The organism is Arthrobacter sp. TMN-49 (genome assembly GCF_054511095.1).
Genome location: NZ_JBTNDH010000020.1, coordinates 49,866 through 69,760 on the forward strand (window position 1 = coordinate 49,866; position 19,895 = coordinate 69,760).

18 protein-coding genes are annotated in these 19,895 nt (G+C 62.5%); 7 read left to right on the forward strand and 11 right to left on the reverse strand.

All coding sequences use genetic code 11. The annotated features are described in order from the left end of the window. A complete protein-coding gene (gene pstS, locus ACX80E_RS10925) occupies positions 1 to 1,119 on the reverse strand; it encodes a phosphate ABC transporter substrate-binding protein PstS (RefSeq protein WP_459301976.1) in 1,119 nt (372 codons plus the stop codon). Positions 1,120 to 1,401: 282 nt separating this feature from the next. On the opposite strand from pstS, the gene ACX80E_RS10930 reads away from it, so the two are divergent. The 3 genes from ACX80E_RS10930 (at position 1,402) to disA (ending at position 5,328) form a co-directional block, all read left to right on the forward strand. Continuing rightward, complete coding sequence (locus ACX80E_RS10930; protein WP_459301956.1) at positions 1,402 to 2,535, forward strand: FUSC family protein; 1,134 nt, start codon at positions 1,402 to 1,404, stop codon at positions 2,533 to 2,535. A 94-nt stretch (positions 2,536 to 2,629) separates the two neighbouring features. Continuing rightward, positions 2,630 to 4,021 carry a DNA repair protein RadA gene (radA, locus tag ACX80E_RS10935; RefSeq protein ID WP_459301957.1) on the forward strand — a complete coding sequence of 464 codons (1,392 nt, stop codon included), beginning with the start codon at positions 2,630 to 2,632 and terminating at the stop codon, positions 4,019 to 4,021. Between the two features lie 233 nt (positions 4,022 to 4,254). Beyond that, positions 4,255 to 5,328 (forward strand): DNA integrity scanning diadenylate cyclase DisA, encoded by a 1,074-nt coding sequence (gene disA, locus ACX80E_RS10940; protein ID WP_459301958.1) that lies wholly within the window; start codon positions 4,255 to 4,257, stop codon positions 5,326 to 5,328. A gap of 55 nt (positions 5,329 to 5,383) precedes the next feature. Here disA and ACX80E_RS10945 read toward each other — a convergent pair whose 3' ends face one another. After that, positions 5,384 to 6,040 (reverse strand): hypothetical protein, encoded by a 657-nt coding sequence (locus ACX80E_RS10945; RefSeq protein ID WP_459301959.1) that lies wholly within the window; start codon positions 6,038 to 6,040, stop codon positions 5,384 to 5,386. A gap of 135 nt (positions 6,041 to 6,175) precedes the next feature. Between ACX80E_RS10945 and ACX80E_RS10950 the strand changes: the two genes are divergently transcribed. Continuing rightward, complete coding sequence (locus ACX80E_RS10950; protein ID WP_459301960.1) at positions 6,176 to 7,087, forward strand: A/G-specific adenine glycosylase; 912 nt, start codon at positions 6,176 to 6,178, stop codon at positions 7,085 to 7,087. 29 nt (positions 7,088 to 7,116) lie between these two features. On the opposite strand, the gene dhaM is transcribed toward ACX80E_RS10950, so the two are convergent. The 9 genes from dhaM to ACX80E_RS10995 form a co-directional block, all read right to left on the reverse strand. After that, complete coding sequence (dhaM, locus tag ACX80E_RS10955) at positions 7,117 to 7,794, reverse strand: dihydroxyacetone kinase phosphoryl donor subunit DhaM (protein WP_459301961.1); 678 nt, start codon at positions 7,792 to 7,794, stop codon at positions 7,117 to 7,119. Then, complete coding sequence (dhaL, locus tag ACX80E_RS10960) at positions 7,791 to 8,444, reverse strand: dihydroxyacetone kinase subunit DhaL (protein ID WP_459301962.1); 654 nt, start codon at positions 8,442 to 8,444, stop codon at positions 7,791 to 7,793. The genes dhaM and dhaL overlap by 4 nt, the downstream gene beginning before the upstream one ends. Further along, positions 8,445 to 9,446, reverse strand: coding sequence for a dihydroxyacetone kinase subunit DhaK (dhaK, locus tag ACX80E_RS10965; RefSeq protein ID WP_459301963.1), 1,002 nt, complete (start codon positions 9,444 to 9,446; stop codon positions 8,445 to 8,447). A gap of 184 nt (positions 9,447 to 9,630) precedes the next feature. Next, positions 9,631 to 10,137, reverse strand: a complete 507-nt coding sequence (locus tag ACX80E_RS10970) for an amino-acid N-acetyltransferase (RefSeq protein ID WP_459301964.1) — start codon at positions 10,135 to 10,137, stop codon at positions 9,631 to 9,633. A gap of 158 nt (positions 10,138 to 10,295) precedes the next feature. Next, complete coding sequence (locus tag ACX80E_RS10975; protein ID WP_459301965.1) at positions 10,296 to 12,785, reverse strand: ATP-dependent Clp protease ATP-binding subunit; 2,490 nt, start codon at positions 12,783 to 12,785, stop codon at positions 10,296 to 10,298. 219 nt (positions 12,786 to 13,004) lie between these two features. Next, positions 13,005 to 13,337, reverse strand: coding sequence for a histone-like nucleoid-structuring protein Lsr2 (locus ACX80E_RS10980; RefSeq protein WP_459301966.1), 333 nt, complete (start codon positions 13,335 to 13,337; stop codon positions 13,005 to 13,007). A gap of 96 nt (positions 13,338 to 13,433) precedes the next feature. Continuing rightward, the gene (locus tag ACX80E_RS10985) at positions 13,434 to 13,565 is read right to left on the reverse strand and encodes a hypothetical protein (RefSeq protein WP_459301967.1); all 132 of its coding nucleotides are present in this window, start codon (positions 13,563 to 13,565) and stop codon (positions 13,434 to 13,436) included. A 34-nt stretch (positions 13,566 to 13,599) separates the two neighbouring features. Next, the gene (lysS, locus tag ACX80E_RS10990; protein ID WP_459301968.1) at positions 13,600 to 15,099 is read right to left on the reverse strand and encodes a lysine--tRNA ligase; all 1,500 of its coding nucleotides are present in this window, start codon (positions 15,097 to 15,099) and stop codon (positions 13,600 to 13,602) included. 74 nt (positions 15,100 to 15,173) lie between these two features. Beyond that, complete coding sequence (locus ACX80E_RS10995) at positions 15,174 to 16,220, reverse strand: LacI family DNA-binding transcriptional regulator (RefSeq protein WP_459301969.1); 1,047 nt, start codon at positions 16,218 to 16,220, stop codon at positions 15,174 to 15,176. A 173-nt stretch (positions 16,221 to 16,393) separates the two neighbouring features. On the opposite strand from ACX80E_RS10995, the gene uriH reads away from it, so the two are divergent. Genes uriH through ACX80E_RS11010 form a run of 3 tightly spaced genes read left to right on the forward strand, consistent with a single transcriptional unit; the run spans position 16,394 to position 19,736 of the window. Continuing rightward, positions 16,394 to 17,386 carry a uridine-preferring nucleoside hydrolase UriH gene (gene uriH / locus ACX80E_RS11000; RefSeq protein WP_459301971.1) on the forward strand — a complete coding sequence of 331 codons (993 nt, stop codon included), beginning with the start codon at positions 16,394 to 16,396 and terminating at the stop codon, positions 17,384 to 17,386. Continuing rightward, positions 17,383 to 18,807, forward strand: coding sequence for a uridine transporter UriT (gene uriT, locus ACX80E_RS11005; protein WP_459301972.1), 1,425 nt, complete (start codon positions 17,383 to 17,385; stop codon positions 18,805 to 18,807). Before uriH ends, uriT begins: the two co-directional genes overlap by 4 nt. After that, entirely contained in the window at positions 18,804 to 19,736 is a 933-nt protein-coding gene (locus ACX80E_RS11010; protein ID WP_459301974.1) for a ribokinase, read from the forward strand. Before uriT ends, ACX80E_RS11010 begins: the two co-directional genes overlap by 4 nt. Positions 19,737 to 19,895: the final 159 nt, after the last annotated feature.

Sequence of the window (19,895 nt, forward strand, 5' to 3'; positions counted from 1 at the left end):
TTACTTAGCGACGCTGATGGAGTCGACCGATGCCTTGGCCTTGGCGGCGAGTGCGGCGGAGAGCGGTGCGCTCTTTGCGGCGTCGGCTGCCTGCTTCTGCCCCTCCTCGCTGAGCACGAATGTGCCGAAGGACTTGATCAGGTCAACGGTTGCGGCGTCCGGGTATGAAGCGCAGAACACGCCGTAGGAGACCAAGACTGCCGGGTAGGCGCCGGCCACGGTGGTGGTCCTGTCCAGTTTCAGGGACAGGTCGTTGGCCGTTCGACCCTCAACGACCTTTGCTGCGTCAACAGCCTTGGCTGCTGCCTCGGCGGTGACGGGGACAAACGCGTCGCCAACCTTCAGCTCAACCTTGCCCAGGGCGTCGGTGACTGCTGAGTCATCGGCGTAGGTGATGGCGCCGGAGGTTTCGGTGACAGTCTTGACAACACCAGAGGTGCCCTTGGCGTTCTCGCCGGGCAGTTCCGCCGGCCAGTCGCCTGACTTCTTGTCGGTCCAGACAGTCTTGGCTGCTGCTGCCAAGTAGTCCGTGAAGTTTTCCGTGGTGCCGGAGTTGTCCGAGCGGTGCACGGGGGTGATGGCCAGATCCGGCAAGGTGGCGTCCGGGTTGGCTGCCTTGATGGCGGCGTCGTTCCAGTTCTTGATGTCGCCGCGGAAAATCTTGGCGATGGTGTCGGCGTCGAGCTTGAGATCCTTGACACCCTCAACGTTGAACGCCACGGCGATCGGTGAGATGTACCAGGGGACGTTGATGGCGCCGTCGGGCCCGCACTTGTCCTTGGCGGAGACCAGCTCTTCGTCCTTGAGGTACGCATCGGAACCGGCGAACTGCACGGCACCTGCAATGAGGGCCTTGCGTCCGGCGCCGGAGCCTTCGGGAGAGTACTGGACCTTCGCACCGGAGTTGGCGGACTCAAAGCCGGCCTTCCAAGCGTCCATGGCTGCTGAGACGGAGCTGGCACCGGTGCCGGTCAGGGTGCCGGTGACGGAGGTTCCCGCGCCTGCTCCGGTGGTTCCGCCGTTGCCGGTGGGTACCACGTTGTCAGTGCCGCACGCTGTCAGTGCCAATGCGCCGACCGTCAGTACTGCTGCCATGCGGCCAATGTGAAGTGCCTTCACGCGATCTACCTCTTCGTTGGGTTGCTTTCGATTCATTACTCTTTGACGTTAAGAGTCCGAGGTAAAGCAACACCCCCACCTAGGTGAACAGAAGGTTAACGCTGCGGGGATTCTTGGTTTTGAGGTACGACGCCGGTCACATCGCCGAGGGCGCGCGGCGCCCAGTGCGCTGCCAAACGCGTGATCCGGAGGCTGCGACGCGGTCCGTGCCATGGGCTACAGCTAACCGGTGAACGTGAAGTGGTGCGCCGGGTCAGGCCGGCGAAGCATAGACTTGGCACCATGTCCGAGTCAGCCCCGGCAGGGCCTAGCAAGACGGCCGCAACAGTACTGTTCCTTAAGCGTCGTGCCCGTTTGGGTTGGCGCCGCAGCTACAACTCAGTTGGCCAGGCCCTGATGATGACCATCTGCGCGGTCGGCGCCTACTACTTTTCCGTACTGGTCCTGGGGCATCAAGGCCCGTTGTTCGCCGCCACCAGCGCCATTATTGCCCTTGGTTTTACCCGGGATCCGCGGCTTCGCCGGGTGCTGGAGGTGGGCATGGGCTGCACCATTGGCATTGCCGTGGGCGATGTCCTGGTGCACTGGTTGGGCCCCGGAATTTGGCAGGCAGCGCTGGTACTCTTTTTGTCGATCCTGCTGGCACGGTTCTTGGACAGTGGCGCCATCTTCACCACTCAACTGGCGTTGCAGTCGCTGCTGGTGGTCTTGTTGCCCATACCGGCCGGGGGCCCATTCACCCGCAGCATTGACGCGATCGTGGGCGGTTGTTTTGCCTTGGCGGCAACGTTCCTGCTGCCAAGAGATCCTCGGCGCGAGCCAAAAGACGATCTCAAGGAAGTCCTCGGCGAGTTGTCATTGGTGTTGCGCGAGTGCGCCTCGGCCTTGTCCTATAACGATTCCACCACCGCCTGGCATGCCCTGGTCAGGGCACGCAACCAGCAGTCGCGCATCGACGCCATGCGCGAAGGTTTGCGCGGTTCCGTTGAAATTGCCAGGTTGTCGCCACTGTATAGACGCCATTTTCAGGAGGTGGACGGGCTGGCGAAATTGATGGTGCGGGTTGACTACGCCATGCGTTCAAGCCGGGTGCTGGCGCGTCGGCTTGCCAGCGTCATCAACAACGCAGCACTGTCCGAGGCCGGCAGCGTGCACCTGGCCGAGGTGATGAGCGAATGCGCAACAGCTGTGGATGAGCTGGGTGCCGCGCTTTCCGACACCACCTCCCGCGCCACTTTGGGCCACGCACGCGATGCTCTCGCCGACATTGCCATTCGGCTGCACCCCAGCAAGCTGGAGATCACGCGCATGGAGGGTGAAACGCTCGTGCTGCTCTTCCGCACCCTCATGGTCGATCTGTTGGAAGCTGCCAGGATGGAGCCTTCGGAGGCACGGGCCCTGCTGCCGGAGCTCTAGGCGCTGCCCGCCTCGGGCTTGTCCGGGGAACCTTTATCCACAACTGCGCCGGCGCCGTGGGTACCATGTCAGTGCCCGGCGCTAGGGTTGTCTCATGGCATCAAAGAGCGCGAAGACGAACTCAGGGCAAAATTTCCGCTGCACCGAGTGCGGCTGGACTGCCGTCAAATGGGTGGGTCGTTGCGGCGAATGCCAGGCCTGGGGCACCCTGGAGGAAATTGGGACTGTCGTCATCAGGACAACCGCCGCCACCACAGTTGTCCGTCCGGCGCAGCTGATCTCCGAGGTCGACGCCTCCAAGGCCGCCCACAATCTCACGGGTGTGCCGGAGCTTGACCGCGTGCTGGGCGGCGGCATGGTGCCAGGGGCCGTGATCTTGCTGGCGGGGGAACCCGGCGTCGGAAAATCCACGCTGCTGCTGGACGTCGCGGCAAAGTTTGCCCGCAACGAGCACGGCCGCGAACCACAAAAAGTCCTGTACCTGACGGGCGAGGAATCTGCCGCCCAGGTGAAACTGCGTGCCGAACGTATTGGCGCCGTCGCCGAAACCCTGTATTTGGGTGCCGAAACAGACCTTGGCACGGCGCTAGGGCATGTGGAGGCCGTGCAGCCTGCCCTGTTGATTGTCGATTCGGTGCAGACCTTCAGCAGCGCCATGGTTGAGGGGAGTGCTGGCGGGGTGTCGCAGGTGCGCGAGGTCGCGGCGTCGCTCATTGCCGCAGCCAAGCGCCTCAACATGACCACCTTGCTGGTGGGTCACGTGACCAAGGACGGCTCCATCGCTGGGCCTCGCCTGCTTGAGCACCTGGTGGATGTTGTGTGCCAGTTCGACGGTGAGCGCCACTCCCGGCTGCGTCTTTTGCGCGCTGTGAAGAACAGGTACGGCCAGACTGATGAGGTGGGCTGCTTTGACCTGACGGACAATGGCATTGAAGGCCTGGCCGATCCCAGCGGGTTGTTCACCTCCCGCACCTCACAACCGGTTTCTGGCACCTGCATCACGGTGACCATGGAGGGCCGCCGGCCGCTGTTGGCGGAGGTGCAGGCCCTGCTGACCCCGGCCCTTGGCTCGTCGCCCCGGCGGACAGTCAGCGGCCTGGACTCCACCCGCATTGGCATGCTGCTGGCTGTGCTGCAGCAAAGGGCCGGTCTGCGGATGGATGCCGATGACAGCTACGTGGCGACTGTGGGTGGCGCCAAACTCTCCGAACCGGCCATGGATTTGGCTGTGGCCTTGTCCATTGTGTCCGCCAAGATCAACAAGCCAGTCCACGGCAAGATGGTGGCTTTCGGCGAGGTCGGGCTGGCAGGGGAGGTACGCCCGGTGCCCGGCATCAATCAGCGCATTCAGGAGGCCAGCCGGCTCGGCTACACCCACGCCCTTGTCCCCCTGAGTGCCACCGGCCCCGGCCCCATCCCCCCGGACTTCACCGTGAAGGAAATTGAGCACATCGCCGAGGCCACGGAGCTGTTGCTGCACGGCTAAATCAGGCCCCGCCACCGCGGGGGCCGTTGTGGACATACGCCCCTGGTCGGCCGCAATCGAATGTCCACAACGGCCTCCGCGACCGCATTGTGGCCCCGAAATCCCGCGAAAACGGCGCATAGGCCACAAAGAGCTGTCCAAAAGGCCAGCCCAACCGGAATTGGCAGGTACTTCCCCTATTATGGGCATTGTGACTTGTGCGGATTCCCGCGCTCGAAAAGAAGGAACCGCCCATGACCCGCAGTCCCGAAGAGTCCTTGAAGGCCACTCTTGCCCGTGTCGCGCCGGGAACGCCGCTGCGTGATGGACTGGAACGGATTCTTCGAGGCCGCACAGGGGCCCTTATTGTGTTGGGCTCGGACAAAATCATCGAGAGCCTGTGCTCCGGCGGCTTCGAGATCGGCATCGACTTTGCCCCCACAAGTTTGCGTGAGCTTGCCAAAATGGATGGCGCCATTGTGTGTGACAAGGACGTCACCAAGATTGTTCGGGCAGCCGTTCAGCTGGTGCCGGACCCCAGCATTGAAACCCAAGAATCAGGCACCCGCCACCGAACGGCTGAGCGGGTAGCCATCCAAACCGGTGTACCAGTTGTTTCGGTCAGCCAGTCAATGCAAATCATTGCCCTGTATGTTGACGGGCTGCGCTACGTTTTGGAAGGTTCGGAGAAGGTTCTGGCCCGCGCCAATCAGGCCCTGGCTACTTTGGAACGTTACCGTGCGCGCCTCGACCAGGTGACAAGCTCCCTCTCGGCGTTGGAGATCGAAGCCATGGTTACCGTGCGCGATGTTGCCGTCACATTGCAGCGTCACGAGATGGTGCGCCGCATCTCCGAGGAAATCGCCCAGTACGTGCTGGAATTGGGCGTGGACGGGCGCCTGCTCTCTTTGCAGCTGGAGGAGCTCTCCACCACCCGAGGCTCCGGTGCTGACATGGTCATTCGGGATTACACAGCCCCGGAGACAACGGATGTGGACGCCGCGGTAACTGCACTGCAAGAGATCGATCAGGCTGACTTGATCAACTTGAACCTCATCGCCAACATTGTTGGCCTGCCCACTGGCGGCAACGATTCCCTTGATGTCATCATTCAACCGCGCGGATACCGTCTGGTGTCCGGTTTGAAGGCTGTGCCCGGTGCCGTGGCCGGGCGCCTGGTGGACCACTTTGGTGGACTGCAAGACCTGATGGCGGCCACCATTGATGAGCTCATGGTTGTTGACGGCATTGGCGAACTGCGGGCGCGGAACGTTCGCGAAGGCCTGTCCCGCATCGCCGAGGCCAGCCTGTTGGACCGCTTCCTTTAGCCACACAGGCCACCGGCGGCAATGCCCGGCCGGCACGGCAACACGGTGGGTGAAACTATTGCAGCGTAAACGTCACGGCGTCGCTAGACCATTTGCCAAGTTTTGCCACGAACGAATAGGTCCCACCCGCCCGGCCCGGCTCAGCGGCAGCTTTGGCGCATCCGGGGGCGCTGCGTTTTACTTTCCACACAAAATTGGCCGACTCCGAAGCGGCCGGGGCCAGATTCTTCACCAGATCGGTGGCTTTCAGCTGGCAGTGCATGGAGTTAAAGACGACGTCTTCACCGCTGGAGATCTGGAACTCCATCTGGCTGGTGCCCACGTTGATGTCGCACGATGACTTGCCGGAATTTGTCACACGCAAGGTCAGCACGGGGGATTCCTCCGACCCGTAGGACTTCTTGTCGACAGCGGCCGTCACCTTGATACCGCCCTCATCGCAGACGGCGGCCGGCGGGGTGCCCGGATCCACTGCCGCCTTGGGTTTCGCTGAGCTGCTGCTGGTCGGCCCGGCGCCGGCAGTTGGCGCCGGGCCGCCGCTCATCAGCCGGGAAACGAAAATTCCGCCGGTTATCAGCCCTGCGATGATCAGCAAGACCAAAACGCCCGCGACTTGGCGGCGCCTGCGGAACACCTTGGCCGAAACGCGGGGCTTGGCAGCGGGCACAGCTGCGGGGCCCCTGCCGCCTGTTGACTTCCCTTGCACAACCACCTCCCAAGAGTATCGAAGGCCCGGGGCCCTTGGCGCCAACCACGCCGCCGGTCCGCCTGTGAACCGCACGGCGTGACTTAGAGTGGAACTGCCGCTTTGGGGAAGCCAGCGGCGCAGCGGAGTGCAAAGGGAGATGTGGTGCAGCAAGAAATCACGCAATGGTTCCGGCAACAGGCCAGGGATCTGCCGTGGCGCAGGGACTGCTCGGCGTGGGGCATCCTGGTCAGTGAGATCATGCTCCAGCAAACGCCGGTGGTCCGCGTGCAGCCTGTCTGGGAGGAATGGATGAGGCGTTGGCCAACGCCTGCCGATTTTGCGGCAGCTCCCGCCGCCGAGGTCCTGCGGGCGTGGGGGCGGCTGGGATACCCGCGCCGGGCCCTGCGACTGCACGCGGCCGCCGCGGAAATTCTTGACAAGCACGACGGCGCCGTCCCGGACACTTACCCGGAACTTCTGGCGCTTCCCGGCGTGGGGACGTACACAGCTGCCGCCGTTGCAGCTTTCGCCTTTGGCCGGCGAACAACAGTTGTCGACACCAACATCCGCCGGGTACATGCCCGTCTTGTCATTGGTCAGGCGCTTCCCGCCCCGGCGCTCACGGCAGCCGAAACAGCCCTGGCCACGGAGCTGCTCCCGGACGATGCCGAGGAATCCGTGCTGTGGAATGCTGCCGTCATGGAACTTGGTGCCGTCATTTGCACGGCCCGCAGCCCCAAATGTGAGCTCTGCCCCGTACTGGATCGGTGCGCATGGATTGCTGCCGGCCAGCCCGAACCCAGCTACATTCCCAAGGGCCAGCCGTGGGCGGGGACCGACAGGCAGGTGCGCGGCGCTGTCATGGCTGTGCTGCGTGCCGCCAGCTCCCCCGTCCACGCGGATTTGTTCTGGGACCCCGTGGCGGCACAACACCATGGCGAAACGGCACCAGCCCTGCACAAATTACACGAACTCAACACCCATGCCCCGCAGCTGGAACGGGCACTGGCGTCCCTGGTGAGCGACGGCCTCGCCCAACTCTCCGAAACCGGCTACCACCTCCCCCACTGACGGGTCGGGCCAGGGGGTCCGGCCGTCGCTTACATCTCGCCGAACCCGGCCTCAACTTCTCTGCTTACCAAATCCACTGCGCGCCGCGCATCGGGCCCCGTGGCTGTGACGTGCAGCTCGGTGCCCTGGGCCGCGCCAAGAGTCATCAGCATCATGACAGATTGCCCGTCCACACCGTTGATCTCGATCTCCACATCCATGGCACCGAGTTCCCCGGCCAGCACTGCTGCCGGCCTGGCATGAAGGCCCAGCGGGTTGATCAGGGTGGCCACGGCCGTGACTGCGCCAGCCTCCCCGCCGGGGGCGGCGGATGTGGCTGCGATGGCTTCCGCGGGCTGCAGCGCCGTCTCGGCGGCCTTGCACACAACCTCCAGCGCCGCCCCTGACTGCGCAGCAACAGCTGCGGCAATGGTGCCCTCCACGAGTGGCGCATTGGCCAGCAGGACGTTCTCCGGGCTACCCATGAACTCCAAGGCCGACTCGGCCGTCATGACGGCCGAGCCCAGGTCGGTGAGAACCACTGCCCCTGCCCCCGTATCAGCCAGCACCAGCGCCGACATGACCTTGTCCAGGGAAGTCCCAATGCCGCCGTCGTCCATTCCGCCGGCGGGAATCAGCACCACGTCGGGGGCCATTTGGGCTGCGAGCTCAACCACACCGCCCGCCAATTGGGCGCTGTGCGAGACAATCACCAAGCCGACCCTCATGCGCTGGCTCCGGCTGCCGTGGCGGCCGCGGCCCGCAAGATCAGTGCCGAGGACGCCGCCCCCGGGTCACGGTGCCCCATGGCCCGCTCCCCCAGGTAGCTGGCACGGCCCTTGCGCGCAATCAAGGGATCGGTGCTCACGGCCCCGGCCTCGGCGGCAGTTGCGGCAGCATCCAGCACAGCGGCCGGATCAGCCCCAGCCGCAACTGCTGCTGCGGCGGCGTCGACTGCCGGGGTCCAGGCGTCAATCATTGTTTTATCGCCCACCTCGGCCTTACCGCGGGCAACCACCCCGTCACGGGCGGCGCTCAGGGCTGCGCTAAGTGTTGCCGAATCCAGTTCGGCGGCGTCGCCAACAGTCGTGGCCGCGCGCAAGAACGCCGTACCGTACAGCGGCCCGGCGGCGCCCCCCACCTTGGACATCAAGGTCATGGCAGCCAATTTGAAGGCAGCGCCCGGGGTTGCTGGCGTCTGTGCCTCCAGGGCTTGAAGAATTGCGCTGAAGCCACGGTCCATATTCTCGCCGTGATCGCCGTCGCCAATGACCCTGTCCAGCTCAATCAAAGCCATCCGATTTTCCGCCACGATCGCTGCGCTGCTGCGCAACCAGGCAATGGCCCAGTCAACGTTGAGAACCGTCGAGTCCGCCACTTACATCCCCCAGCGAAGAGCAGGCGTGTTGACGGGTGCATCCCACAGGGCTGTCATCTCGTCGTCCAGGCGCAGCACCGAAATGGAGCAACCCTGCATTTCCAGGGCAGTGATGTAGTTGCCCACCAGCGAACGCTCCACCACCAGCCCGGCACCTTCGAGCACCTTGGCGGCATGCCTGTACACGATATACAGCTCGCTGGCAGGGGTGCCGCCCATGCCGTTGACGAACAAGAGCACCTTGTCCCCGGCGACAGGTGCAAGGTCGCTGAGAATGGGTTGAAGCAGCCTGTCGGTGATGCCGTCGGCGCCCTCCATGGGAATCTTGTGGCGGCCCGGTTCACCGTGGATGCCAATGCCGATCTCAATCTCGTCCTCGGTCAGCTCAAAACTGGGCACTCCTGCGTGCGGAACGGTGCACGCTGAGAGGGCCACACCCATGCTGCGCACGTTGTCGTTGACGCGCTGGCCAATGGCGGCAACCGCGTCAAGGCCGTCCCCACGCTCGGCAGCGGCGCCGGCAATCTTTTCCACCAGGACAGTGCCGCCCACGCCGCGGCGCCCGGCCGTGTACAGCGAGTCTTCGACCGCGACGTCGTCGTTCACCAGCACGGTGCGGACCTCAACACCTTCGGCCTGCGCCATCTCGGCGGCCGTTTCAAAGTTGAGGACATCGCCTGTGTAGTTCTTCACAATATGCACCACGCCGGCGCCCGAGTCGGCTGCCAGCGTGGCGGGAATGATCGCATCTGGTGTGGGGGAGGTGAACATGGCCCCGGGCACCGCCGCATCCAACATCCCGTATCCGACATAGCCTGCATGCAAGGGCTCGTGGCCGCTGCCGCCGCCGGAGATCAAGCCAACCTTGCCGGCCCTGGGCGCCTCCTTGCGCGTGACAAACAAGGGGTCGGGGTGAACTGTGACATGGGCCGCGTGCGCCTGCCCAAATCCTTCCAGTGATTCATTGACTACAGTCTTGGGATCATTGATGAGCTTCTTCATGGCCAACCCTTTCGAAAATCACACAGCGAACATGACAGGCGCCCGGAAACCTCGCGCGCCTGTCCTTGAACCCTACCCGGGGGCATTGCCTGTTGCTAGGGGTCGGTGCGGTGTGGCTGCTCCGGGAACGGCGCCGAGGCAACAATTGCCCGCCCCGGGCGGAGCCCGTGCAGCTGTGCGTGACTTAGAGGTTGCGGATCATGCGCGTATTGCCCAACGTATTGGGTTTGACCCTGGCCAGGTCGAGGAATTCGGCAACGCCCTCATCGGCGGAGCGCAGCAGTTCGGAGTAAACAACCGGGTCCACGGCGCCCTGGTTGGCCATGACTTCAAAGCCGTGACGGACAAAGAAGTCCACCTCAAAGGTCAGGCAAAATACGCGGCTCACCCCCAGCGCACGGGCCCTGTCCAAAAGCTGCTCCACCAGGGCGTGGCCAATCCCCCGGCCACGCCACGCGTCGGCGCTGGCAAGTGTGCGGATTTCGGCCAGGTCTTCCCACATGACGTGGAGGGCACCACAGCCAACGCTCTCGCCGTCGATCTCAGCTATGAGGAACTCCTGAATGCCCTCAAAGTAGGTGACGGATTCCTTGGAAATCAAGATTCGCTGCTCGGCCAGCGGCGCCACCAGTTCCTTGATGGCGTAGACGTCTGAGGTGCGTGCGGGACGGATTGTTAGCGCTGAAGTCACCAGAATAGTCTATGGCCGTTGGCGCCACCGCCGCGACGAGCACCACCAACAACCGCCTGGCGGTGCCGGGCTGCCTGGCACGCAGCGGCCCAGAGCGGCTGGGCGTACCAAAAGGGGCGCATAAGCTGTTCAGCTTATGCGCCCCTTCAGGTAGTTCCTTAGGCGGAGGCCGTGATGGCGTCCGGGATGTGCGGCTTGGCCGTGCCCACGAAGGTGAACTTGGCGTCGTCGCCCTCTCCCTCAACACCCACGGTGACGATGTCGCCGTCCTTGAGTTCGCCGAACAGGATCTTCTCCGAGAGGTGATCCTCGATCTCGCGCTGGATGGTGCGGCGCAAGGGCCGTGCACCCATGGCGGGATCGTAGCCCTTGGTGGCAAGCAGAACCTTGGCTGCGGCTGTGAGCTCAAGGCCCATGCCCTTATCAGCCAGGCGGCTCTCCAAACGTGCCACCATCAGGTCAACAATCTCGATGATCTCGTCCTGGGTGAGCTGCGGGAATACCACAACGTCATCCACACGGTTCAAGAACTCGGGGCGGAAGTGCTGCTTGAGCTCTTGGGTGACCCGTGCCCGCATCCGGTTGTAGCCGGTTTGGGTGTCCGAACCCTGCTGGAAGCCAGTGGCGATCGACTTGGAAATATCACGCGTCCCCAAGTTGGTGGTCATGATGATGATGGTGTTCTTGAAGTCCACCACACGGCCCTGGCTGTCGGTCAGACGGCCATCTTCGAGGATCTGCAACAAGGAGTTGAACAGGTCAGCGTGCGCCTTTTCAACCTCGTCGAAGAGCACCACGGAGAACGGGCGACGGCGGACCTTCTCGGTCAGCTGCCCACCTTCCTCGTAGCCAACATAGCCGGGAGGTGCACCGAACAAACGGGACACAGTGTGCTTTTCCGAGTACTCGGACATGTCCAAGGTGATGAGTGCGTCTTCGTCTCCGAAGAGGAACTCGGCAAGGGCCTTGGCCAGTTCAGTCTTACCAACACCTGTGGGGCCGGCAAAGATGAATGAGCCGCCGGGACGCTTGGGATCCTTCAGCCCCGAACGGGTCCGTCGAATGGCCTGCGAAATGGACTTGATGGCCTCATTCTGACCAACAACACGCTTGTGGATTTCCTCTTCCATCTTCAGCAGACGCGTGGACTCGGCCTCCGTCAGCTTGAAGACCGGGATGCCCGTGGAGTTGGCAAGCACCTCGGCGATGAGTTCCTCATCCACCTCGGAGATCTCATCCAAGCCGCCGCTCTTCCACAGGCGTTCCTTGTCGGCCCGGGCAACAATGAGCTTCTGCTCGTCGTCGCGCAGGGCCGCAGCACCTTCAAAGTCCTGGGCGTCAATGGCGTCTTCCTTACGCTTCTTGACCACAGCAATTTCAACGTCCATGGCCTTGAGCTCCGGCGGAGCAGTCATGCGGCGAATGCGCAGACGCGCACCAGCCTCATCGATCAAGTCAATGGCCTTGTCAGGCAGGAACCTGTCACTGATGTACCTGTCAGCCAGGGTTGCTGCAGCTGTCAGGGCGCCGTCGGTGATGGAGACACGGTGGTGTGCCTCGTACCTGTCACGCAGGCCCTTGAGGATCTCAATGGTCAGCGGAACAGTTGGTTCCTGCACCTGGATGGGCTGGAAACGGCGTTCCAGGGCGGCATCCTTTTCAATGTGCTTGCGGTACTCATCAAGAGTTGTGGCACCAATGGTCTGCAGTTCCCCGCGAGCCAGCATGGGCTTGAGGATGGACGCGGCATCGATGGCACCTTCGGCAGCACCGGCACCAACAAGGGTGTGGATCTCATCGATGAACAAGATGATGTCGCCGCGGGTGCGGATTTCCTTGAGAACCTTCTTCAGGCGCTCCTCAAAGTCACCACGGTAGCGTGAACCTGCCACCAGTGAACCAAGGTCAAGGGTATACAGCTGCTTGTCCTTGATGGTCTCGGGCACGTCACCGCGCACAATGGCCTGCGCCAGACCTTCCACCACGGCCGTCTTGCCCACGCCGGGCTCACCAATGAGCACAGGGTTGTTCTTGGTGCGGCGGGAGAGGATCTGCATGACGCGTTCCATCTCATGCTCGCGCCCAATGACGGGGTCGAGTTTGTTTTCACGCGCAGCCTGAGTCAGGTTCCGGCCAAACTGGTCCAAAACCACTGAGCCGGCGGGCTGGCCTTCTTGTTGCTGGCCGCCACTGACCGCGGGTTCTTTGCCCTGGTAGCCGGACAACAGCTGGATGACCTGCTGGCGCACACGGGCCAAGTCAGCACCCAACTTCACCAGCACCTGCGCTGCAACGCCTTCACCTTCACGGATCAGCCCCAGCAGAATGTGCTCGGTGCCAATGTAGTTGTGACCCAATTGCAGGGCCTCACGCAGTGAAAGTTCCAGGACTTTCTTGGCGCGCGGCGTAAACGGAATGTGCCCGCTAGGGGCTTGCTGCCCCTGTCCAATGATCTCTTGGACCTGCTCCCGGACACCATCGAGAGAGATGTTCAAGGACTCTAATGCCTTGGCGGCAACACCCTCACCCTCGTGGATGAGGCCAAGCAGAATATGCTCAGTGCCAATGTAATTGTGGTTGAGCATGCGGGCCTCTTCTTGGGCCAGCACAACAACACGTCGGGCTCGATCAGTAAATCGCTCAAACATTTCGCCACACTCCTTTTACTGCGTACTTTGATGCTACGCAGTACCTGGCCGCTATGGGGGCTTGTTCGCCACAGGGGAAATAGCAAGTGTGTGTACTTCGCTGCGAATGTGTGCCTTAAGCACGACGGCGAGATCACCTGGTGTGGTGATCTCGCCGTCGTGCTGGGGTGCTAAACGCCCCAAAAAATACCTTGTGGGCCCATGCCGGGCGGGCGGGGACTAGGCCTTTGCCGCCTTGTAAGCCTCACGAATTTCGGCCTGAATGCGGCCCCGCTCGTGCACTTCGTAGCCGTTCTCCCGGGCCCAGGCGCGGATCTCAGCAACGTCACTGTTACCCTTCGGGGCAGCGGCCGGTCCGCGGCCTCGCACGGCCCGTCCACCGGCGCGGCGTCCTGCGCTAATGTACTTACTCAACGCTTCGCGCAAAGCTTGGGCGTTATCGGCGGACAGATCAATCTCATAACTGATCCCGTCCAACCCGAAGATGAGGTTCTCATCTGCCGGGCTCTGATCAATATCGTCTACAAGCGTGATATGAATTTTCTGTGCCATGGGGAGTAATCGCCTCACATAGTTTTGATGAATACTTCATTACAATTATGGGGCGAAAACAGACTCGAGTCAAAGAATTACTCCAAGATCACTTAATTAGGCCCCGGGATCACCCTTGGAATCGGCATCACGTTCGGCCTGCGCCAACGCATCACGCTCGGAGCGGTCCGCATTGAATATTGCCTTCATGGCGAAGTAAAAGAGCGCTCCCACTCCTAATGAAGGCAAGATAACCGCAATATATTCCATAACTTTGCCGCTCCTACTCTGGTTTCATCAAGGGGAAGAGAATAGCTTCTCGGATACCGACACCTGTGAAGAGCATAACCAGGCGGTCCACGCCCAAACCAAGACCGCCCATGGGCGGTGCACCGTATTCCAGGGCGCGTAGGAAGTCTTCATCCAATTGCATGGCCTCGGGATCTCCCGCTGCGACAGCCAGCGACTGTGCGACCAGCCGTTCACGCTGAATGACAGGGTCAACAAGCTCAGAGAACGCCGTGCCTGTTTCCTTGCCATCAATAACCAGATCCCAAGCCTCAATCAAATTGGGCTTCTCGCGGTGCGGACGCGCCAATGGCTGGGCCGACGGCGGGTAATCACAAACAAAGGTGGGCTGGATAAGTGTAGGCTCAACGATTTCGCCAAAGAGCTCGGTAACGAGCTTCTCGGCATCCCAGGCTGAATCAATCTTGATCTCGCGCTGACCGGCAATGGCACGCAATTCATCGGCAGTTGTTTCGGGGGTAATCTCCTGGCCCACGGCCGCGGAAAGGCCCTCGTAAACAGGAAGCCAGGGCCATTCGCCGTCAAGGTTAATCCGACCGCGCACGCTTTCAATGACCCGTGACCCTGTGGCGTCTGCCGCGGCAAGAATAATGCGCTGCATGGTCTTGGCCATGGTGAATTGGTCACCATACGCTTCGTAGGCTTCCAGCATGGTGAATTCTGGGCTGTGCGTTGAATCAACGCCCTCATTGCGGAAAATGCGTCCCACTTCAAACACCTTGTCCATGCCGCCGACCACTGCACGCTTGAGGTAGAGCTCAATAGCAATGCGCAATGTCATGGGCTGATCAAAAGCATTCAAATGCGTGTGGAAAGGACGCGCCGACGCGCCCCCGTGAATCAACTGCAGAATGGGTGTTTCAAGTTCAATGTATTCTTCGCCGTGGAGAGTGTCGCGGATTGCTTTGACAATCGCCGAACGCATCTTGACCTGTTGCCGGGCGGTGTCTCGAACAATTAAATCAACGTAGCGTTGGCGGACTCGCATTTCCTCGGAAAGTTCGGCGTGCAGCACCGGGAGCGGGCGCAGGGCCTTGGAGGCCATCTGCCATTCATCGGCCATGACGGAAAGTTCGCCGCGGCGGGAGCTGATGACTTCACCCTTGACAAAGACGTGGTCGCCGAGGTCAACGAGTGCTTTCCAGTCAGCCAGTGACGCTTCGCCAACGTTGGCCAGGGACAGCATGACCTGCAGGCGGGTGCCGGCGCCTGACTGCAACGTGGCAAAGCAAAGTTTTCCTGTGTTGCGCACAAACACCACGCGACCGGTGATACCCACGATTTCACCCGTGCTGGAATCGGGTTCCAGCTCAGGGTACGAGGCGCGGATGCCTTCAATCGTATGGGTCCGTGCCACCCCTACCGGGTAGGCCTGTTCGCCTCGTTCAAGCAATTTGGCGCGCTTGTCCAAACGAACAAGCATCTGTTCGGAGGCGTCACTGGGTTCAGGGGTAGGGTTATTTTCTGCGCTCACGAGATACCAGTTTAGTGGCTGAATCTGAGTGAATCCTCCGTGTCAGCTGATTAGGGCCGCAATTGCACCCAAGATCACCCGCGAGCGCTGGCAACCGTGGAGCCGCGGACCACTAAGGTGCCATCGAGGGTGAGCTGGGCAACAGCTACTTCGTCCCCCTCCATGAGATGGCGCAACTGCTTCCCGGCCATCTGCCCCATTTCCCTAGCGGGCAGGTGAACTGTTGTCAGTCCCGGATTTGACGTGGCCGAATAGGGCAGGTCGTCAAAGCCCGTGACAGCCAGGGCCTGGGGCACTTGGACCCCCACCACACGAGCCTCCTGCAACACCCCGTAGGCGTGGGTGTCCGTGGCACAGACGGCGGCGGACACCCCACCGGCGGCCCACTCGGGCCAGTCCTGGGCGAAGGCAAGCGCGGCAGCACCGACGTCGATGGTGCTGGCACTCGTTGCCACAACCTCGATCCCCAGGGCTGCGGCGTGCCGGGAAAAGGCTTGACGGCGGACACGGAACGTCTCCGTCCCCGTGGCACTGTCCAGATAGGCAACCCTGCGGTGTCCCTGCGCGGCCAGGTGGTCAGCGAGCATGCGGGCTCCGCCGGCGACATCGAAGTTCACCGACGGGGCCATGCTTTCAATTCCCGCCGTATCCAGGAGCACCATGGGCCCGGTGGAGTGCAGCTCTGCTAGGAACCGCGCACTGGGCGCCTCCACGAGCAACCCTGCCGGGCGCAGGGCCAGCAGGTTCCTGACATCCTCCGGTTCCGGGGTCTGCCCCGCCTCCGTGACGGAGAGCAGCAACTGGTATTCGCCGCCGATGGCGTCCCGAATGCCGGCAATAACCTTGGCGTAGAAGGGGTTGGAGACGTCCGGGGCCACCAGGATCACAATGTTGCTCCGACCCTTGGCCAGGGAACTGCCCAGCCCGTCCACCACATAGCCAAGGTCGGCCACCGCCGCCGCCACCTTGGCAATGTTTTCCGTGGACACTCGCCCGGCCGTCTTGCCGCTGGTGACAAGGGAGACGGTTGCGGCTGAGACACCGGCCCGGGTGGCGACCATGGCTGCTGTGACGCGGCGGGACGCGGCATTGCGGGACGGGGGTGTGGTTGCCGATTGCATGGATCGATCGTATAGCCGCGAAACATACTTTGCTGGAACCGCAACGGGTCAAGCGCTTGACGTGAATCACGTTAAGCGCTTGACGTTAATGTGAATTCAATGTCACACTTACTCTTGCGCACGACTTCCGGGCTTATTTTCCGGAACTGTCCCCCCAACGACGTGGAGAAAAAGTGAACACGGAAGTATCCCCCGCCCACCAAGACCGGGCAGCCACCGAGCCCCGCAAGATCATCCTTGACTGCGATCCCGGCCATGACGACGCCGTCGCCCTGCTGCTGGCCCACGGCAACCCCAACATCGAGCTGCTTGCCGTGACAACAGTGGTGGGCAACCAGACCCTGGAAAAGGTCACGCGCAACGCCCTGAGCGTTGGCACCATTGCCGGCATCTCGGGCGTCCCGTTTGCGGCCGGCTGCGACCGCCCCCTGGTGCGCACCATCGAAACCGCGCCGACCATCCACGGCGAGAGCGGCATGGACGGCCCCGCCCAGCCCGACTCCACGATCGAGCTTGACCCGCGCCACGCCGTCGACCTCATCATTGAGATCATCATGGCCCACGAACCTGGCACAGTGACGCTGGTCCCCACGGCCGGACTGACCAACATCGCCATGGCCGCCCGCAAGGAGCCGCGCATTGTGGAACGCGTGAAGGAGGTTGTCCTCATGGGCGGCGGTTACCACGTGGGCAACTGGAGCCCGGTGGCCGAGTTCAACATCAAGATCGACCCCGAGGCCGCCCACATCGTGTTCAACGAAAAGTGGCCCGTGGTCATGGTGGGGCTTGATTTGACCCACCAGGCGCTGGCAACCCCCGACGTCGTCGCAGCCATCGAGGCTGTTGGCACCAAGCCGGCCAAGTTCGTCATGGAACTCATGGAGTTCTTCACCAAGACGTACAAGGACGCCCAGGGCTTTGACTACCCGCCCGTCCATGACCCGTGCGCCGTCGCCTACGTCATTGACCCCACCGTCATGACCACCCAAAAGGTTCCCGTGGACATTGAATTGACCGGCACCCTGACGCTCGGCATGACCGTAGCCGACTTCCGCGCACCCGCCCCGGCCGACTGCAACACCTCCGTCGCCATCACCCTTGATCACAAGAAGTTCTGGAACCTTGTCACCGACGCACTGGTTCGCATTGGCGAGGTCGACGCATGAGCGCCACCGCCACGAAAGTGCTGAGCAAGTCCGGCAACATCACCGCCTTGATGGTTGCGCTGCTGACAGCTTGCATCGCCTTCCAGCTCAACGCCTCCATGCTCAGCCCCGCCCTAGTCACCATGGGCCAGGAGCTGAACGCCAGCCAGGCGGCCATTGGCCTGTCCCAAACCTGGTTCTTTACCGCAGCCGCCGTCTTCTCACTGTTCCTGCCGCGACTGAGCGACATCATCGGGCGCAAGAAGGTGCTCATCGGCATGATGGTCATGATGGGCGTCGGTTCCATCATTTCTGCCATGGCGCCGGACATCACCTGGCTGTTCATTGGCCGCATCATCCAAGGCGTCAGTGGACCCACTGTCCCGTTGTGCCTGATCATGCTCCGTTCGGCTGTGCAGGAACCCAAAAAATACGGCGCCCTGATGGGCCTGATCACGGCTGTCAACGGCGGCATTGCCGGCGTCGATTCCTTTGTGGGCGGCTACTTTGCCGAGCACTTTGGCTTCCGCAGCATCTTCTGGCTCATGGTTGTTGTTGCAGCCATCGCCACCGTTTTGATTGTGCTCCTGGCTGGCGAATCCAAGCCCGGGGAAGGGACCAAGATGGACTGGCTGGGCGTGTTCTTCATCGTCCTGGCGGTTGGCGCCCTGCTGACAGCCCTGAATGAGGCCAGCAAGCTCATCGGCGGCATCACCACAGTCCCGCTGGTGGCCTCACTGGCGCTGGCTTTGATCTCCGTTGTCTCGTTTATGGCTTTCTGGAAAGTTGAAAAGGCGTCCTCGCACCCCATGGTGGAGACGGTCCACCTGCGCCAACGCTCCACTTGGGCCCCGCTGCTGACAACCACCCTGACCATGACAGGCATCTTTGCCGTCATCAACGGCATTGTCCCGGCATTCGTGCAGGCGGCGGACCCCGGCTTCGACATTGGTGCCACGGAGATGAGCCTGCTCATTCTGACCCCGTACGCCCTGCTGGGCTGGCTCTTTGGCCCCATCACGGGCCGCCTGGCCCCCGTCATCGGCTACACCAAAATGCTGCGGATCGGCCTGCTGGGCAGCGTCGTGGCCCTGGCCATCATTGGCTTCCTGGGCTTGAACAGTTTGCCGCTGATGATCACCGGTACTGTCTTGCTCGGCATCATGTACGCCGGTACCGTGAACATCATGCTCAACGGTCTTGGCGTGGTGCTCTCCCCCGAGGGAAACCCCGGATTCCTGCCCGGCATGAACGCCGGTGCCTTCAACCTCGGCGCCGGGCTAAGCTTCTTGATCCTGCCGGCCGTCCTGGTGGCCACGGCCCCGCTGGGCGTCCACGGATCCTACCTGACGGTGGTCTTTGTTGCCTTGGCCATCACGGCGGCCGCGTTTGCCGCCTCGCTGCTGGTGCCCAAGCCCGTTAATGCGGAGGTCTCAGCGTGACCTCGGCACGAATTGTGGTGGCAGGTTCACTTAACGCCGATCTCACCATCTACTGTGAAAGGCTCCCCTCCCCGGGCGAGACCCTGCATGGCAACGGCTTTGCCGTGAACCCCGGCGGCAAGAGCGCCAACCAGGCCGTGTCCGCGGCCAAGCTCGGCGGCAATGTCACCTTGCTCGGAGCTGTGGGCCGGGACCCCAACGGCGACCTGCTGGTGGCCTCCACGGCCGGTGCAGGGGTCGACGTTAGCCACGTCCGGCGCGTTGCCGAACCGACGGGCGTTGCCGTCATCTCCGTGGAGAACAGCGGCGAGAATTCCATCATCATCTCCGCCGGCGCCAACGGCACCCTGACACCGGCAGACATGGAGCAGTCCCTGTTTGCCGGGGCCGGCGTGGTCTGTTTGTGCCTGGAGGTCTCCATGGACACTGTCCGGGCCGCCGCGCAGGCAGGACACGACGCCGGGGCAACAGTTCTGCTGAACCTCTCCCCATACTCTCCGGTCACCGAGGAACTGGCGCGGCTGACCGACGTCCTGCTCGTCAACGCCCACGAGGCCTCGCAATTCCTGGACGGCTTCCCCATGCCCGCCCAGGACGCTCCTGTTGATGCATGGGCAGGGGCCGTGGCGAGGTTTGCCGCCCGCGGGCTGCACAAGGTGTTAGTCACGTTGGGTTCAGCAGGCTCAGTGGTGTTGGATTCTGGCAACGCGGCCCAGCCGGTGGTTCGCATTGCCCCCACTCGCGTTACTGCCGTAGACACCACGGGCGCCGGCGACGCCTTCACCGGCGGAGTTGCCGCCCGGCTGGCCGCCGGCGACACCCTCGTTGACGCGGCACGGTACGCCTCGGTGGCTGCAGCCTTAGCGGCCACGAAGAAGGGCACGCAAACCGCGTACCCCACAGTGGCTGAAGTAGCGGCCAGGCTCTAACCCCCTGTCGTAACTGACCCGCAGAAAACGCCGAAAATACGCGCTTTTGAGGCTGTTGCTTTTTGGGGTGTGGCGGTGTTTGCTTTGTCCCGGGTCGTGTTTAAGAATTGAGCATGGCCCGGGATTATCGCTCTGTAGATCGTGACACACCGTTTTTGC

What these genes read in the sequence shown, in the direction of transcription:
- ACX80E_RS10930 (WP_459301956.1), top strand. Translation starts at nt 1,402, where the DNA reads ATGTCCGAGTCAGCCCCGGCAGGGCCTAGCAAGACGGCCGCAACAGTA.
- radA (WP_459301957.1), top strand. Translation starts at nt 2,630, where the DNA reads ATGGCATCAAAGAGCGCGAAGACGAACTCAGGGCAAAATTTCCGCTGC.
- disA (WP_459301958.1), top strand. Translation starts at nt 4,255, where the DNA reads ATGACCCGCAGTCCCGAAGAGTCCTTGAAGGCCACTCTTGCCCGTGTC.
- dhaM (WP_459301961.1), bottom strand. Translation starts at nt 7,794, where the DNA reads ATGAGGGTCGGCTTGGTGATTGTCTCGCACAGCGCCCAATTGGCGGGC.
- dhaK (WP_459301963.1), bottom strand. Translation starts at nt 9,446, where the DNA reads ATGAAGAAGCTCATCAATGATCCCAAGACTGTAGTCAATGAATCACTG.
- ACX80E_RS10975 (WP_459301965.1), bottom strand. Translation starts at nt 12,785, where the DNA reads ATGTTTGAGCGATTTACTGATCGAGCCCGACGTGTTGTTGTGCTGGCC.
- ACX80E_RS10980 (WP_459301966.1), bottom strand. Translation starts at nt 13,337, where the DNA reads ATGGCACAGAAAATTCATATCACGCTTGTAGACGATATTGATCAGAGC.
- ACX80E_RS10995 (WP_459301969.1), bottom strand. Translation starts at nt 16,220, where the DNA reads ATGCAATCGGCAACCACACCCCCGTCCCGCAATGCCGCGTCCCGCCGC.
- uriT (WP_459301972.1), top strand. Translation starts at nt 17,383, where the DNA reads ATGAGCGCCACCGCCACGAAAGTGCTGAGCAAGTCCGGCAACATCACC.